The following is a 13581-nucleotide window of genomic DNA, read 5'->3' as shown; positions in this document are numbered from 1 at the left end:
GCGTAACATTGCGATTTTATTGGCCTCAGGCGGCGAACATGACCCGGCACGCGTTCCTTATTACCATTGACACCGAAGGCGACAATCTCTGGCGCAATCACCGCTCAATCACCACCAAAAACACCGGCTATCTGCCACGTTTTCAGGCGTTGTGCGAACGTTATGGTTTTAAACCCACCTGGCTGACCAACTATGAAATGGCGATAGATCCCGCATTTGTAGAATTTGGCAAAGATGTGATTGCCCGTAAGCAAGGCGAAATCGGGATGCATCTCCATGCCTGGAACAGTCCACCAGAAGCCCCGCTGACTGACGATGACTGGCGCTGGCAGCCTTTTCTGATCGAGTACCCCGATAGCGTGCTGCGTGACAAAGTCGCTTATATGACGGATCTCCTCGAAGAAAAGTTCCAAACCAAAATGTTAAGCCATCGCGCCGGTCGCTGGGCATTTGATGAACGCTACGCTGCGATCCTGACTGAGTTGGGCTATCAGGTAGACTGTTCGGTCACGCCACGTGTGAACTGGTCCTACACGCGCGGTGCGCCACAAGGTAACGGCGGCACTAACTATACCCATTTCCCGGCCAAACCTTATTTCATCAATCCACAGGATATTTCGCGCAGTGGTGATTCATCACTACTCGAAGTCCCGATGAGCATCCAGTACAAGTATTCCGCATTAATGAATGCGTTCAAACAGGGTGCTTACCGACTACGTGGTAAACAAAAGAGCCCTGCTGTGCACTGGTTGCGCCCTTCGGGTGGCAACCTTGCGGATATGAAGCGCGTCGTGGAGATGTCACTGGCGGAAGGGAACAATTACACCGAGTTTATGTTGCACAGCTCCGAATTCATGCCCGATGGTAGCCCAACGTTTAAAAATGAACGTGACATCGAGCAGCTATACGAAGATCTCGAAGCGCTGTTTAGCTGGTTGGCACCGAACTTTGTCGGCCAGACACTGGCTGAATATTACGCCAGCTTCACACGCCAACTAGCTCAGCGCTGAGTTCCTGCCACGCCTGCCAGACCGTTTCCAGAGTGACATCGCTGCATTCACCGGACTCGGTCTGCATAATGCGGTATTCACCCGACCATGGATGCCAAAGAGTGGCATTGGTATCACCAAAGAACACCACCTGCTTTTTATGTAAACCTGCGGCCAGATGCATCTGGCCACCATCGCTACACAAAATTTGTTCACAGCGGTCAAAACCGGCAATCAACTCACGTACTGATGCAGTTGGGTAACGCGCTGCGCGGGGTGAGTTTACTTTTTCCATCAGCTCATCGGCGCGTGCGGCATCGCCTTTATCATTGGCATCCAGTGTGCCTTGCGGCGACCAGAAAACCAGTACCCGCGCCTGCTCATCTTCCAGCAATTTATTAATAAAAGCGGCATAAGATGCCACCGGCCAACGGCGTTTTGGGCTGCGGCTACTGATATGAACACCGAAGACTTTACCCGGCGCGGGAAATAATGCTGCGACGCGTGTGCTCGCCGCTTCGCGTTCTGCCTCCGCGAGGTAGAGGTTGACCTGAGGGACCGCAGGGGAGGCGTCCGTTAATGCCGAAAGATAAGAGTAGGTGTGCTCAACCTGATGCTTGCCGTGAAAATCTGTTTTCTGGAAGGGATGATCCAGCTGTGCATCTGCTTGAGCGGCGCCAATTATGTTGTGCGCGCCCGCCATCTTCGCCAGCCTCAGGCTGTATTTGCAAGGCACGGGATTGGCCAGAATGGTGGCATCAAATCGGGTTTTACGCAGTGCCAGCATGATCTTCACACGCTGCCAGTAAACGCCCAACGTGGTCTCATTTTTGGCGCGATGCTTGGCTTTCTTATACACATACAGTCGGTCAACATGGGGGTTGTAGCTCACCACATCCTGCGCAATTTTGTTCACCAGCAAAGTGATAGTTGCTTCTGGAAATGCCTGTTTTATGCCATCCAGTAAAGGTGTGGTACAGACCATATCGCCGATATTATCACGTCGGATAACGAGTATATTTTTCATGCTGAGACCCAGATGTATAAAGATATATGCTGCGCTTTTTGGCTATCACCATTCCTAAAAGTGCAAAAATGCTAGCGAGCTAACTACTTTTGACCATAAATGTCCAAAAAGTTCTGAATTCCTTAGCAATAATTAACGTAAGAATTTCGTTAATTACCTATAAAAACATCACATCAATGTCGGAAAACGTACCCTTACTCTCCATTATCTCACCGATGTACAACGCCGGTGCGATGCTCGAGACTTTTATGCAGTCCCTGCTGGCGCAAACGCTAAGCTCACTGGAAATTATCATCGTTGATGATGGCTCCACCGATGGCTCAGGTGAGCGGGCCGATGCCTACGCGCAGCAGCATTCTCATGTACGTATCATCCACCAGGCGAATGGCGGAGTTTCACGTGCACGTAATGCCGGGCTGGCCGTGGCAAGGGGCAAATACGTCACTTTCCCAGACGCCGACGACACCATGAACCCGGCGATGTATCAAACGCTGGTCGAGATGGCAGAAAGTGATGAGTTAGACGCCGCGCAATGCAACGCTGAATGGTTCTTCAAAGCCAGCCAGACCACCAAACCGCTCATCCCACTGGACCGCTTAACCAGCACCACGGTATTAAGTGGACCTGAATGGCTCAACAAGGCATTGATAACCCATCGTTATATGCATGTAGTGTGGCTCGGTATTTACCGCCGCGAACTGATAGAACAACTCAATCTCACCTTTGAGCCTGGTCTTCACCATCAGGATATTCCCTGGACCACCGAGTTTATGTTCAACGTCAAACGTGTTCGCTATACCGATCAGATGTTGTATCGGTATTACATGCACGATGCATCGATCAGTAATCGCAAGCGCACAGGCCAGCGTAACGTGGAATATCAACGGCACTACCTGAAAATTGCGCAGATGCTGGAAGAGATCAATACACGCTATCGCACACGCATTAAAATTTACCCGGCATTTCACTATCAGATTACCCGTGAAGCGCTCAGCGTCTGCCACTCCATCCGGCGCGAACCCGATGAGAGCGCACGCCAGGCGATGATTGCGGATATCTTTGCCACCCAAACCCACAAACGAATGCTGCGTAACGCACGCGGTGCCAGACAGTGGTATCAGTTAATGTTGTGGTTGAGCCGGATTTATCGCTGGCGTAAGAAATAAGCGCCGCGGCTGGCTTTCGCACCCTGGGGGTTTGCCCTACAATCAGCTCACTGAATTTTGAGATCATTTGAGTATGGCAAGCCCGATTCCAGCCCAGTTTGCACCGAAAAATATTCTGCTGATTAAGCTGCGTCATCACGGCGATATGCTGCTGACCACGCCGGCTATCAATGCACTACGCCAGCGCTATCCCCAAGCCAATATCGACGTCCTGTTGTATAAAGAGACCCGGCCAATGCTGGAAGCACATCCTGCCATCCGTCAGTTGCATATCATCGATCGTAACTGGAAAAAGGAAGGCGGCTGGCAAAAGTTTCGCCATGAAATGGCCCTGATCTCTGCGGTCCGTGCCTGCCATTATGATGTGGTGATTAACCTTGCCGATCAGTGGCGCAGTGCGATCATTACCGGCTTTTCTGCCGCACCGGTTCGCATCGGCTTTGCCTTTGCGAAGCGCGATAATGCACTCTGGCGCTGGTGCCATAATCACTTGATATCCACTCAGAACTACAATCAGCTGCACACCGTTGAGCAAAATATGGCGGCGCTGGAACCACTCGGCATCAGTGCGGAAGGTGCGAAAGCCTCGATGCACTTTAGCGCAGCCGATCAGCAAAAAGTGCAGGATGTGTTGGCGCAGCAACACGTCACCGGCCCGTTTATCGTGATACAGCCGACCTCACGCTGGGTATTCAAATGCTGGGAAGATGAAAAAGTCGCGCAGCTCATCGATACGCTTACTGCCGATGGCCATACCGTTGTCCTGACCGCAGCACCAGATCAGAAAGAGCAGGCGATGATCGCTAACATTCAGTCGCTCTGCCATAGCCAGAACGTGGTGTCACTGGCTGGGCAGCTTTCACTACCGCAACTGGCGGCGTTGATAGATACAGCGCAACTGTTTATTGGCGTGGATTCAGCCCCAATGCACATGGCCGCCGCGCTCAATACGCCCTGCCTGGCGCTGTTTGGTCCCACCAAGCTGCATCACTGGCGTCCGTGGGGTGACAATAATCGCGTCATTTGGGCCGGTGATTATGCACCGCTGCCATCCCCCGACGATATCGATACCAAAACCGAGCAGCGCTATCTCTCCGCGATTCCCGTTGAGGATGTGATTGCCGCCGCAAGGAGTTTTTTGCATGACTAAGTTACGCCTGGCGATTGTCCGGCAGAAATATCGCCCGGATGGCGGTGCTGAGCGCTTTATCTCACGGGCGCTGGAAGCGCTGGATAGTGAGCAGCTCGATCTTAATATCATTACCCGCAGCTGGCAGGGCACACCCAATCCGGCCTGGCATCTCCACATTTGCAATCCCGCTAAATTTGGCCGCGTCTCACGCGAACGTGGATTTGCGCGCGCCGCACGAGAATGCTGGGAGCGCGAAAAATTCGATATCGTTCAGAGTCACGAACGTATTGCGGGCTGCGATATCTTTCGCGCTGGTGACGGCGTGCATCGCGTGTGGCTTGAGCAGCGGGCACGCATCGTCTCGCCCTGGCAGCGTTTAAGCGCCAACCTCAGCCCTTATCATCGCTATGTACTGCAGGCTGAAGCGGAAATGTTCAACGCGCCGTCCTTAAAAGCCGTCATCTGTAATTCAGAGATGGTCAAACAGGATATTTTGCGTCATTTCACGCTCGATGGCAGCAAGATACACGTCATTCATAACGCCATCGATAGCCAACGTTTTCAGCCAGCCACAGAAGCCCAGCGCTTTGCCATGCGTCAGCAAATGACATTGCCGCAAGATGCCACGGTGATGATCTATGTCGGCTCCGGCTTTGAGCGCAAAGGATTGAAAGCCGCCATTAGCGCATTAGCCAACAGTGACCGTTATCTGATTGTCGTTGGCCAGGATAAGCAATTGTCGCGCTATCAGCAGTTGGCTAACCAGCTTAACTGTCTTGATCGCCTGCGCTTTGTTGGCGTACAGCAAGATGTCCAGCCGTACTATCATGCGGCTGATGCACTGCTGCTGCCGACGCTCTATGATCCTTTTCCGAATGTGGTGCTGGAAGCGATGGCCTGTGGTTTAGCGGTGATCACCAGCACGGGCTGCGGTGGTGCAGAATTCATTGCAGCGGGTCAAGAAGGCTTCGTCTGCGATGCGTTGGATATCAAAGCGTTAAATGATGCCATTATGGCGACACCCGCGCTTTTACAGAATTCTGCCATGGGCGAAGCCGCACGCCGCAGAATCGAACCTTTTGGTCCGCAACGACTGGCGCAGGCACTGACCTCACTTTATCAGCAGGTACTGAAGGCCAACTGACGAAGTGGTATGAGCAGGCGACCAGTTTCTGATAACATGCCGCCTTTCATGTGTTTTTTGACGCGAACCTGTCGTAACGATAACTATGACAACTCTATACACAGCCCTGCTCTATCTGATTCAGCCATTCATCTGGCTGCGCCTGTGGCTGCGCGGTCGAAAAGCACCGGCCTATCGTAAACGCTGGGCTGAGCGCTACGGCTATTGCGTCGGCAAAGTGCAACCGCATGGCATTGTGCTGCATTCTGTTTCCGTGGGCGAAACCCTGGCCGCGGTACCCTTGGTACGCGCACTGCGTCATCGCTACCCAACGCTACCCATTACTGTCACCACCATGACGCCAACCGGTTCGGAACGCGCTCAGTCTGCCTTTGGCAAAGACGTGCATCACGTCTATCTGCCTTACGACTTGCCTGGCTCCATCAACCGTTTCCTCGACACCGTCAATCCACGTCTGGTGATCATTATGGAAACCGAATTGTGGCCCAACATTATCCGTATTCTGCATCAGCGCCAGATTCCTCTGGTGATTGCCAACGCTCGCCTGTCTGAACGTTCGGCAAAAGGCTATAAAAAGCTGGGCGGCTTTATGTGTGATTTGCTGCAACGTATTACGCTGATTGCAGCGCAGAATAACGAAGATGCCGATCGCTTCCTCAGCCTCGGCCTTAAACGTTCACATCTGGCCGTCACGGGCAGCCTGAAGTTTGATATTTCTGTCACCCCCGAACTGGCCGCAAAAGCCGTCACGCTTCGCCGCCAGTGGGCTTCGCGCCGCCAGGTGTGGATTGCGACCAGTACTCATGAAGGTGAAGAGACCATCATTCTGGATGCCCATCGCCGTCTGCTGCAGCAATTCCCAGACCTGCTGCTGATTCTGGTGCCACGCCATCCTGAACGTTTCAAAGACGCCTGCGATCTGACGCAAAAACGCGGCTTCAGCTTTATTCTGCGCAGCAGCGGTGAAATTCCTTCCAGCGAAACGCAAGTGGTGATCGGCGATACCATGGGCGAACTGATGATGCTGTACGGCATTGCTGATATCGCCTTTGTCGGCGGAAGTCTGGTCGAGCGCGGCGGCCACAATCCACTGGAACCGGCAGCGCATGCCATTCCCGTATTGATGGGTCCGCACATCTGGAACTTCAAAGATATTTGCGCCAAGTTGCAGCAGGCGGAAGGTTTGATCACCGTTACCGATGTGATTTCGCTGGAAAAACAAGTCGCTAACCTGCTGCAGGATGACGACTATCGCCGCTACTATGGCCGACATGCCGTGGAAGTGCTGCATCAAAACCAGGGCGCATTACAGCGTCTGCTACAGTTACTCGAACCTCATTTACCGCCGCGAGCTCACTAACTCATGTCGCAACGCCAACGCCTATCCGTGGTGATGATCGCCAAAAACGAAGCTGATCTGCTACCGGAGGCGTTAGCCTCGGTCAGTTGGGCCGATGAGATTGTGCTGCTGGATTCCGGCAGTCAGGACGATATGGCAGACGTTGCACGTGCACTGGGCGCACAGGTTTATCAGGCGGAAGGTTGGGATGGCTTTGGTAAACAGCGTCAACGCGCGCAGGCTCTCGCCAGCGGCGATATGATCCTGATGCTGGATGCCGATGAGCGTGTGACGCCTGAATTGCGCCGTGCGATTGAACACGTCCTGGAGCAACCCGCAGCAAATACGGTTTACAGCCTCGGTCGCAGTAATTTGTTCCTCGGCCGCTTTATGCGCCACAGCGGCTGGTACCCGGATCGCGTTATGCGCCTGTATCCACGCGCACTCAACTATAACGACAACCTGGTGCACGAATCGCTGGATACGCAAGGCGCGCCCGTTGTTGCGCTCACCGGTGATTTGCAGCATCTCACCTGCCGCGATCTGATCGCTTTTCAGCGCAAACAGATGAATTATGCCGAAGCCTGGGCTGCTGAGCATTTCCAGCGCGGCAAACGCTGTGGGCTTTTCTCCATTTTCAGCCACACCTTAGGGGCGTTTCTTAAAACGCTGCTACTCCGCGCCGGCTTCCTTGATGGCAAACAGGGCTGGATTTTGGCGGTCGTTAACGCACAGTACACCTTCAACAAATACTCGGCGCTCTGGGCGCTGCATCACACCTCAACACAAGGCCGCGTATGAGCACTAAAGCGATTTATCCCGGCACGTTTGATCCCATCACTCTGGGGCATCTGGATATTGTTACGCGCGCGGCGCAAATGTTTGACCGCATCGTGGTGGCCATTGCCGCCAGTCCGAGCAAGAAACCGTTGTTCTCTCTGGATGAACGTGTGGATTTGGCGCGTCAGGTGACAACGCATCTGCCGAATGTCGAGGTTGTGGGTTTCAGCGATCTCATGGCGAATTTTGCCAAAGCGCAAAACGCCAATGTGCTGGTGCGGGGATTACGCGCTGTATCGGATTTCGAATATGAGTTGCAACTGGCACAGATGAATCGTCATCTGCTGCCTACCCTGGAAAGTGTTTTTCTGATGCCGTCCGAAGGGTTCTCTTTCGTCTCATCGTCACTGGTGAAGGAAGTTGCACGTCATCATGGCGATGTGCAGGCATTTCTGCCTGCCGTTGTGCATCAGGCATTGCTGGCGCGACTGGCGCAGCAACCTTGATTTAGTGCTGACAGCGTGGGCACCAGAAGGTGCTGCGCTGACCATGTTTACCGCTGACAATCGGCGTACCGCAAGCGCGACACGGCTCTCCCGCCCGGCCATATACCTGCAGTTCCTGTGCAAAATAGCCCGGCTTGCCGTCCGTTTGCAAGAAATCACGCAGCGTAGTACCGCCCTGCTCGATTGAGCGCAGCAACACAGCTTTGATGGTGGCAACCATCAACTCTGCCTCTTCACGGCTTAAACTCATCGCTGGGCGATCCGGCAAGATTCCAGCCGTAAACAGCGATTCGCTGGCGTAGATGTTACCCACGCCGACCACCACTTTGTTATCCATCAGCCACTGTTTAATCACCGTACGTTTACCACGTGACTTCTCAAACAGATAAGCACCATCAAATTCGGCACTGAGCGGCTCCGGACCAAGATGCGCCAGCACACTGCTGCCTTCCAGGTCAGCGGTCCACAGCCAGGCTCCAAAGCGACGCGGGTCGGTATAGCGCAGCACTTTGCCGTTACTCATCACTAAATCGACGTGATCGTGCTTCGCAGCCGCCTGTTCGCCAGGCAAAATACGCAAACTACCGGACATGCCGAGGTGAATGATAATCCAGCCATGCGGCAGTTCCAGCAGCAGGTATTTTGCGCGACGCTGCACGCTCAGCACGGGCTGGTCGCTTAGCGCATGAATTTCGTGCGAGACCGGCCAACGCAGGCGAGAGTTACGTACCACCGCATGCAAAATCGTTGCGCCCACCAGATGTGGCTCAATGCCACGTCGGCTGGTTTCTACCTCTGGTAATTCAGGCATGTCATCTCCTCAACAAACCGCAGAAACAAAAAACCCGGCCGAAGCCGGGTTTTTAGCAAGAACACCAAAATTACTTAATTTTGGCTTCTTTGTAGATCACGTGCTGACGTACAACCGGATCGAACTTTTTCAGTTCTAATTTCTCTGGTTTAGTACGCTTGTTCTTCGTGGTGGTATAGAAGTGACCTGTACCAGCAGAGGAAACCAGCTTGATCTTCTCACGAATACCTTTAGCCATGATTCAGTTCCTTAGTACTTCTCACCACGGGCGCGGATTTCGGTCAGAACCGTATCAATGCCCTTTTTATCAATAACACGCATACCTTTAGCAGATACACGCAGAGTAACGAAGCGCTTTTCGCTCTCAACCCAGAAACGGTGAGAGTGCAGGTTCGGCAGGAAACGGCGTTTCGTCGCGTTCATTGCGTGGGAACGGTTGTTACCCGTCACCGGACGCTTTCCAGTTACCTGGCAGACTCGTGACATTTCTATTCTCCAAAAATCAAATAAGCTCGAGCTTTAAAAACTAGGTTTTGGCCGCCTCGTCAGGCCTTAGCCCGCCAGGCGAGTTCCATGTGAACCCGCTAAGCTGACCCAAACGCCAAACCCGAGATTCTCAAAGGTGGCGTAGTATACGCCGCTCAGGCGGTGTGCTCAAGTCCCGAACAGATAAAGATCCCTATGGATCGCGCGAAAATGCATCATTTCTGCCCAACCGGCCGCATGTTTTACAGCCAGCCGCGCTCAGCGAAAGAAGTGTACTCGCCGCGACCGATCACCAAATGGTCAAGCAAACGAATATTCAGTAAGGCACAAGCCTGCCCTATTTTACCGGTGATATCGCGATCGGCGCGACTCGGTTCAGCGATGCCAGAAGGGTGATTATGCGCCAGAATCACGGCAGCAGCGTTGAGTTTCAGCGCTTCACGCACAATTTCACGTGGATGTACCTCAACGCTGGCAATGGTGCCGGAAAACATCTTCTGTGCCTGCAAGACACGATGTTGGTTATCCAGAAACAGCGCCATAAACACTTCTCGTTCCTGATGCGCCAACACGCTTTGCAGGTAATGACGCGTCACCTGCGGATTTTCCATCACATTTTCCCGTGCCAGCTGGCTGGCAAAAAAGCGCCGCCCCAGCTCAGCTACCGCGTGCAACTGCGTAATCTTCGCCGAGCCCAACCCTTTGATCTTCCCTAGCGCCTCATGGTTCGCCGTCATGATGCGATAAAGCGAACCAAACTCATTGAGCATCAGCTGTGCCAGCAGCATCACGTTGGTGCCTTGACTGCCCGTGCGCAAAAATATTGCCAGCAGTTCTGCATCGCTCAGTGATTCCGCGCCCTTTAATGCCAGCTTTTCCCGTGGTGCCAGTTCTGTCATTGCCTTACCCTCCCTGCGAAGTGGCGATTGTGCGCGCCAGCCAGGTTTCACACCAGCAAGCAGGTTGCGATTTCAGAGACGGCTCGCAAAGGCCGCTGGCAGTGAAAAGGCGAGTGGCGGATTTTGTGATAAAGTTCCCTCCATCTGCCGCGTGTGACGCGGCAATCCGTTTTGAGTTGAGGCCAGAAACATGACGGGATTAGCCGGAAAAAAAATTCTGCTCGGTGTCAGCGGCGGCATTGCTGCTTATAAAGCTCCTGAGTTGGTGCGTCGGTTGCGTGATCGCGGCGCTGACGTACGTGTGATGATGACCGAAGCCGCGAAAGCGTTTATTACGCCGTTGAGCTTACAAGCCGTTTCTGGCTATCCGGTATTTGATGATCTGCTCGACCCCGCCGCCGAAGCGGCAATGGGCCATATTGAGCTGGCCAAATGGGCTGACCTGATCCTGCTGGCTCCCGCCACGGCTGACCTGATTGCGCGCCTCACCGCAGGCATGGCTAACGATCTGGTCACAACGGCCTGCCTCGCCAGTGCAGCGCCCCTGGCCATAGTGCCCGCCATGAATCAACAAATGTATCGCGCGGCCATCACCCAAGAGAATTTACAGCGTTTGCATCAACGTGGCGTCTTGATTTGGGGCCCGGATAGCGGCAGCCAGGCCTGTGGTGATATCGGCCCTGGGCGTATGCTTGATCCACTGGCCATTGTGGCTTATGCACTTGAATGGGCGGCGCCCGTCAACGATCTGCAACATCTCAACATTATGATCACCGCCGGTCCAACCCGTGAAGCGCTTGATCCGGTGCGCTATATCAGTAATCACAGTTCGGGAAAAATGGGTTACGCCATTGCCGCTGCGGCAGCCAAACGCGGTGCCAACGTGACGCTGGTGTCCGGCCCGGTCTCGCTGCCAACACCGGCGGGCGTAAAGCGTGTTGATGTGGGCAGTGCACTGGAAATGGAAACGGCAGTGATGGCGCAAATCAGCCAACAACATATTTTCATTGCCAGTGCAGCCGTGGCAGACTACCGGGCGGCGACCATTGCCGCAGAGAAAATCAAAAAACAGGGTGGCGATGATAACGTCACGCTGCAGTTGGTGAAGAACCCAGATATTGTCGCCGGTGTTGCCGCATTGCAGAAAAATCGCCCTTATGTGGTGGGATTTGCTGCCGAAACCCAGAATGTGGAAGAATACGCGCGGCAAAAACGGGTGCGGAAAAACCTGGACCTGATTTGCGCCAACGATGTGGCGCAGGCCGGACAGGGCTTCAATAGCGACACCAATGCTCTTCACCTTTTTTGGCAGGAAGGAGAGAAAGTCTTACCGCTCAGTGATAAGACGCTCCTTGGCCAACAATTAATAGACGAGATTGTCAGCCGTTATGATGAAAAAAATCGACGTTAAAATTCTTGATGCGCGTGTGGGTAATGAATTCCCGCTGCCAACTTATGCAACCCCAGGTTCTGCAGGCCTCGATCTTCGCGCCTGCCTGGATGGCGCTTTGGAAATCACGCCAGGCATGACCACGTTGGTGCCTACCGGTTTGGCGATTCACATTGCCGACCCTTCACTGGCAGCAGTGATTCTGCCGCGTTCGGGCCTCGGTCATAAGCACGGCATCGTGCTGGGTAACCTGGTCGGCTTGATTGACTCCGATTATCAGGGGCAGTTAATGGTGTCTGTCTGGAACCGTGGCCAGGATAGCTTCACACTGCAACCAGGTGACCGCCTGGCGCAGCTGGTGTTCGTACCCGTTGTGCAAGCCGAATTCAATCTGGTGGAAGAATTCGACACCAGCGATCGCGGTGCAGGCGGCTTTGGTCACTCTGGCCGCCAGTAACACGCGACACTTTTCGCTAAGCCATCTTTTTATTTCTCATCGCCACGGGCCATTGCGCTTGTAGTAGATGAGGCAGTATTGCCTGTTTTTGGTGAATCTCAGGGGTCTTGAAGGTCATGGCAGAAAAAAAAGTCGCGAAACGGAATCGTCGCGAAGAGATTTTGCAGGCGCTGGCGCAAATGCTGGAGTCGAGCGATGGCAGTCAGCGCATCACCACCGCCAAGCTGGCAGCCAATGTAGGCGTTTCGGAAGCGGCGCTGTATCGTCATTTCCCCAGCAAAACGCGCATGTTCGACAGCCTGATCGAATTTATCGAAGACAGTCTGATTACTCGCATCAATCTGATCCTGAAAGATGAAAAAGAAACCGTTGCCCGCTTGCGTCTCATCGTGCAATTGATTCTGGGATTTGGTGAGCGTAATCCGGGGCTGACGCGCATTCTGACTGGACACGCGCTGATGTTTGAACAGGATCGCCTGCAAGGGCGCATCAACCAGCTGTTTGAACGCATCGAGGTACAGCTACGTCAGGTGATGCGTGAGAAAAAAATGCGTGAAGGTGACGGTTTCCAAACCGATGAAACGCTGCTGGCGAGCCAACTGCTGGCGTTTTGTGAGGGGTTACTGTCGCGTTATGTGCGCTCTGAATTCCGCTTCCGTCCCACCGCGGATTTCGACACCCGCTGGCCGCTGATGGCCGCGCAGTTAGTGTAATCATGAGTGGGTGCGCATCAATGCGCACCTTACGAAACGTCGCACTAGGGTCGCCATACATGGCGACCGTCATCATACAGCGATATTAAATCCCGTACTCTTTCCGATAGGCTCGCACTTTCGCCAGATGGTCCGCCATCTCCGGCTTCTCTTCCAGGTAATCAATCAGCTCCGCCAGCGTAATGATAGCGGTCACTTTGCACTGGTAGTCGCGCTCGACTTCCTGAATGGCAGAGATATCACCCCGTCCACGCTCCTGACGATCCAGAGAAATCATTACGCCTGCCAACGTCGCGTTATGCGCACTGATAATATCCATGGATTCACGAATTGCCGTGCCTGCGGTGATCACATCATCCACCAGCATCACTTTGCCCTGCAGTGGGCTGCCCACCAGCAAGCCACCTTCGCCGTGGTCTTTGGCTTCTTTGCGGTTAAAGCAATAGGGCACGTCACGGTCATGGTGATCGGCCAGCGCCACCGCGGTGGTGGTCGCAATCGGAATGCCTTTATACGCTGGGCCAAACAGCAGATCGAAGTCCACACCGCCGTCTACCAGTGCCTGCGCATAAAAACGTCCCAGCAGCGCTAAATCACGTCCTGTATTGAACAAACCGGCGTTAAAGAAATACGGGCTTTTACGACCCGATTTCAGAGTGAACTCACCAAACTTCAGAACCCCTTTGTTCAGGGCGAATTCAATAAACTGACGCTGCCAGGCTTTCATTTCTCACTCCTCAAA

The 13581-nt window shown here is 53.6% G+C and carries 16 protein-coding genes; 10 read left to right on the top strand and 6 right to left on the bottom strand.

Features of this window, described 5'->3' with window-relative positions:
• Positions 1-38 precede the first annotated feature (38 nt).
• Positions 39-1010 carry a polysaccharide deacetylase family protein gene (locus QMZ30_RS21195; protein ID WP_283228858.1) on the top strand — a complete coding sequence of 324 codons (972 nt, stop codon included), beginning with the start codon at positions 39-41 and terminating at the stop codon, positions 1008-1010.
• Here QMZ30_RS21195 and QMZ30_RS21190 read toward each other — a convergent pair.
• Entirely contained in the window at positions 985-2016 is a 1032-nt protein-coding gene (locus tag QMZ30_RS21190; protein WP_283228857.1) for a glycosyltransferase family 9 protein, read from the bottom strand. The genes QMZ30_RS21195 and QMZ30_RS21190 overlap by 26 nt on opposite strands.
• A 176-nt stretch (positions 2017-2192) precedes the next feature.
• On the opposite strand from QMZ30_RS21190, the gene QMZ30_RS21185 reads away from it, so the two are divergent.
• The 6 genes from QMZ30_RS21185 to coaD all read left to right on the top strand — a co-directional run bounded on the left by QMZ30_RS21185 (position 2193) and on the right by coaD (position 8083).
• Positions 2193-3182, top strand: coding sequence for a glycosyltransferase (locus tag QMZ30_RS21185; protein ID WP_283228856.1), 990 nt, complete (start codon positions 2193-2195; stop codon positions 3180-3182).
• Between the two features lie 73 nt (positions 3183-3255).
• Positions 3256-4332 (top strand): putative lipopolysaccharide heptosyltransferase III, encoded by a 1077-nt coding sequence (gene rfaQ, locus QMZ30_RS21180; RefSeq protein WP_283228855.1) that lies wholly within the window; start codon positions 3256-3258, stop codon positions 4330-4332.
• A complete protein-coding gene (locus QMZ30_RS21175; protein WP_283228854.1) occupies positions 4325-5458 on the top strand; it encodes a glycosyltransferase family 4 protein in 1134 nt (377 codons plus the stop codon). Before rfaQ ends, QMZ30_RS21175 begins: the two co-directional genes overlap by 8 nt.
• 85 nt (positions 5459-5543) lie before the next feature.
• Positions 5544-6818: a lipid IV(A) 3-deoxy-D-manno-octulosonic acid transferase gene (waaA, locus tag QMZ30_RS21170; RefSeq protein ID WP_283228853.1), complete on the top strand. Its 1275-nt coding sequence runs from the start codon at positions 5544-5546 to the stop codon at positions 6816-6818.
• Positions 6819-6821: 3 nt separating this feature from the next.
• Positions 6822-7598 (top strand): glycosyltransferase family 2 protein, encoded by a 777-nt coding sequence (locus tag QMZ30_RS21165; protein WP_283228852.1) that lies wholly within the window; start codon positions 6822-6824, stop codon positions 7596-7598.
• Positions 7595-8083: a pantetheine-phosphate adenylyltransferase gene (gene coaD, locus QMZ30_RS21160; RefSeq protein WP_283228851.1), complete on the top strand. Its 489-nt coding sequence runs from the start codon at positions 7595-7597 to the stop codon at positions 8081-8083. The genes QMZ30_RS21165 and coaD overlap by 4 nt, the downstream gene beginning before the upstream one ends.
• A gap of 1 nt (position 8084) precedes the next feature.
• Here the strand turns inward: coaD and mutM are convergent, their stop codons facing one another.
• The 4 genes from mutM to radC all read right to left on the bottom strand — a co-directional run bounded on the left by mutM (position 8085) and on the right by radC (position 10279).
• Positions 8085-8894: a bifunctional DNA-formamidopyrimidine glycosylase/DNA-(apurinic or apyrimidinic site) lyase gene (mutM, locus tag QMZ30_RS21155; protein ID WP_283228850.1), complete on the bottom strand. Its 810-nt coding sequence runs from the start codon at positions 8892-8894 to the stop codon at positions 8085-8087.
• Positions 8895-8964: 70 nt separating this feature from the next.
• Complete coding sequence (gene rpmG, locus QMZ30_RS21150) at positions 8965-9132, bottom strand: 50S ribosomal protein L33 (protein WP_001051798.1); 168 nt, start codon at positions 9130-9132, stop codon at positions 8965-8967.
• A gap of 11 nt (positions 9133-9143) precedes the next feature.
• Positions 9144-9380: a 50S ribosomal protein L28 gene (gene rpmB, locus QMZ30_RS21145; protein WP_007885297.1), complete on the bottom strand. Its 237-nt coding sequence runs from the start codon at positions 9378-9380 to the stop codon at positions 9144-9146.
• Positions 9381-9622: 242 nt separating this feature from the next.
• Positions 9623-10279 carry a RadC family protein gene (gene radC, locus QMZ30_RS21140; RefSeq protein WP_283228849.1) on the bottom strand — a complete coding sequence of 219 codons (657 nt, stop codon included), beginning with the start codon at positions 10277-10279 and terminating at the stop codon, positions 9623-9625.
• A gap of 190 nt (positions 10280-10469) precedes the next feature.
• Between radC and coaBC the strand changes: the two genes are divergently transcribed.
• The 3 genes from coaBC (at position 10470) to slmA (ending at position 12839) form a co-directional block, all read left to right on the top strand.
• The gene (gene coaBC, locus QMZ30_RS21135) at positions 10470-11690 is read left to right on the top strand and encodes a bifunctional phosphopantothenoylcysteine decarboxylase/phosphopantothenate--cysteine ligase CoaBC (RefSeq protein ID WP_283228848.1); all 1221 of its coding nucleotides are present in this window, start codon (positions 10470-10472) and stop codon (positions 11688-11690) included.
• Positions 11668-12126, top strand: coding sequence for a dUTP diphosphatase (gene dut, locus QMZ30_RS21130; RefSeq protein WP_039328147.1), 459 nt, complete (start codon positions 11668-11670; stop codon positions 12124-12126). Before coaBC ends, dut begins: the two co-directional genes overlap by 23 nt.
• Positions 12127-12242: 116 nt before the next feature.
• Positions 12243-12839 carry a nucleoid occlusion factor SlmA gene (slmA, locus tag QMZ30_RS21125; protein WP_039328145.1) on the top strand — a complete coding sequence of 199 codons (597 nt, stop codon included), beginning with the start codon at positions 12243-12245 and terminating at the stop codon, positions 12837-12839.
• Between the two features lie 85 nt (positions 12840-12924).
• Here slmA and pyrE read toward each other — a convergent pair whose 3' ends face one another.
• Positions 12925-13566 (bottom strand): orotate phosphoribosyltransferase, encoded by a 642-nt coding sequence (gene pyrE / locus QMZ30_RS21120; RefSeq protein ID WP_034823839.1) that lies wholly within the window; start codon positions 13564-13566, stop codon positions 12925-12927.
• Positions 13567-13581 lie beyond the last annotated feature (15 nt).

It is taken from the genome of Pantoea sp. EA-12 (assembly GCF_030053355.1).
GTDB classification, from domain to species: Bacteria; Pseudomonadota; Gammaproteobacteria; order Enterobacterales; family Enterobacteriaceae; genus Pantoea; species Pantoea vagans_C.
The sequence above is the reverse complement of the archived record's forward strand: the minus strand, read 5'-3'. Positions and strand labels throughout refer to the sequence as shown.

Coding starts and splice junctions, on each gene's coding strand:
- QMZ30_RS21195 (WP_283228858.1), top strand. CDS start 39: ATGACCCGGCACGCGTTCCTTATTACCATTGACACCGAAGGCGACAAT.
- coaBC (WP_283228848.1), top strand. CDS start 10,470: ATGACGGGATTAGCCGGAAAAAAAATTCTGCTCGGTGTCAGCGGCGGC.
- rpmB (WP_007885297.1), bottom strand. CDS start 9,380: ATGTCACGAGTCTGCCAGGTAACTGGAAAGCGTCCGGTGACGGGTAAC.
- QMZ30_RS21165 (WP_283228852.1), top strand. CDS start 6,822: ATGTCGCAACGCCAACGCCTATCCGTGGTGATGATCGCCAAAAACGAA.
- QMZ30_RS21185 (WP_283228856.1), top strand. CDS start 2,193: ATGTCGGAAAACGTACCCTTACTCTCCATTATCTCACCGATGTACAAC.
- QMZ30_RS21175 (WP_283228854.1), top strand. CDS start 4,325: ATGACTAAGTTACGCCTGGCGATTGTCCGGCAGAAATATCGCCCGGAT.
- rpmG (WP_001051798.1), bottom strand. CDS start 9,132: ATGGCTAAAGGTATTCGTGAGAAGATCAAGCTGGTTTCCTCTGCTGGT.
- pyrE (WP_034823839.1), bottom strand. CDS start 13,566: ATGAAAGCCTGGCAGCGTCAGTTTATTGAATTCGCCCTGAACAAAGGG.
- radC (WP_283228849.1), bottom strand. CDS start 10,279: ATGACAGAACTGGCACCACGGGAAAAGCTGGCATTAAAGGGCGCGGAA.
- coaD (WP_283228851.1), top strand. CDS start 7,595: ATGAGCACTAAAGCGATTTATCCCGGCACGTTTGATCCCATCACTCTG.
- dut (WP_039328147.1), top strand. CDS start 11,668: ATGATGAAAAAAATCGACGTTAAAATTCTTGATGCGCGTGTGGGTAAT.
- QMZ30_RS21190 (WP_283228857.1), bottom strand. CDS start 2,016: ATGAAAAATATACTCGTTATCCGACGTGATAATATCGGCGATATGGTC.
- waaA (WP_283228853.1), top strand. CDS start 5,544: ATGACAACTCTATACACAGCCCTGCTCTATCTGATTCAGCCATTCATC.
- mutM (WP_283228850.1), bottom strand. CDS start 8,894: ATGCCTGAATTACCAGAGGTAGAAACCAGCCGACGTGGCATTGAGCCA.
- rfaQ (WP_283228855.1), top strand. CDS start 3,256: ATGGCAAGCCCGATTCCAGCCCAGTTTGCACCGAAAAATATTCTGCTG.
- slmA (WP_039328145.1), top strand. CDS start 12,243: ATGGCAGAAAAAAAAGTCGCGAAACGGAATCGTCGCGAAGAGATTTTG.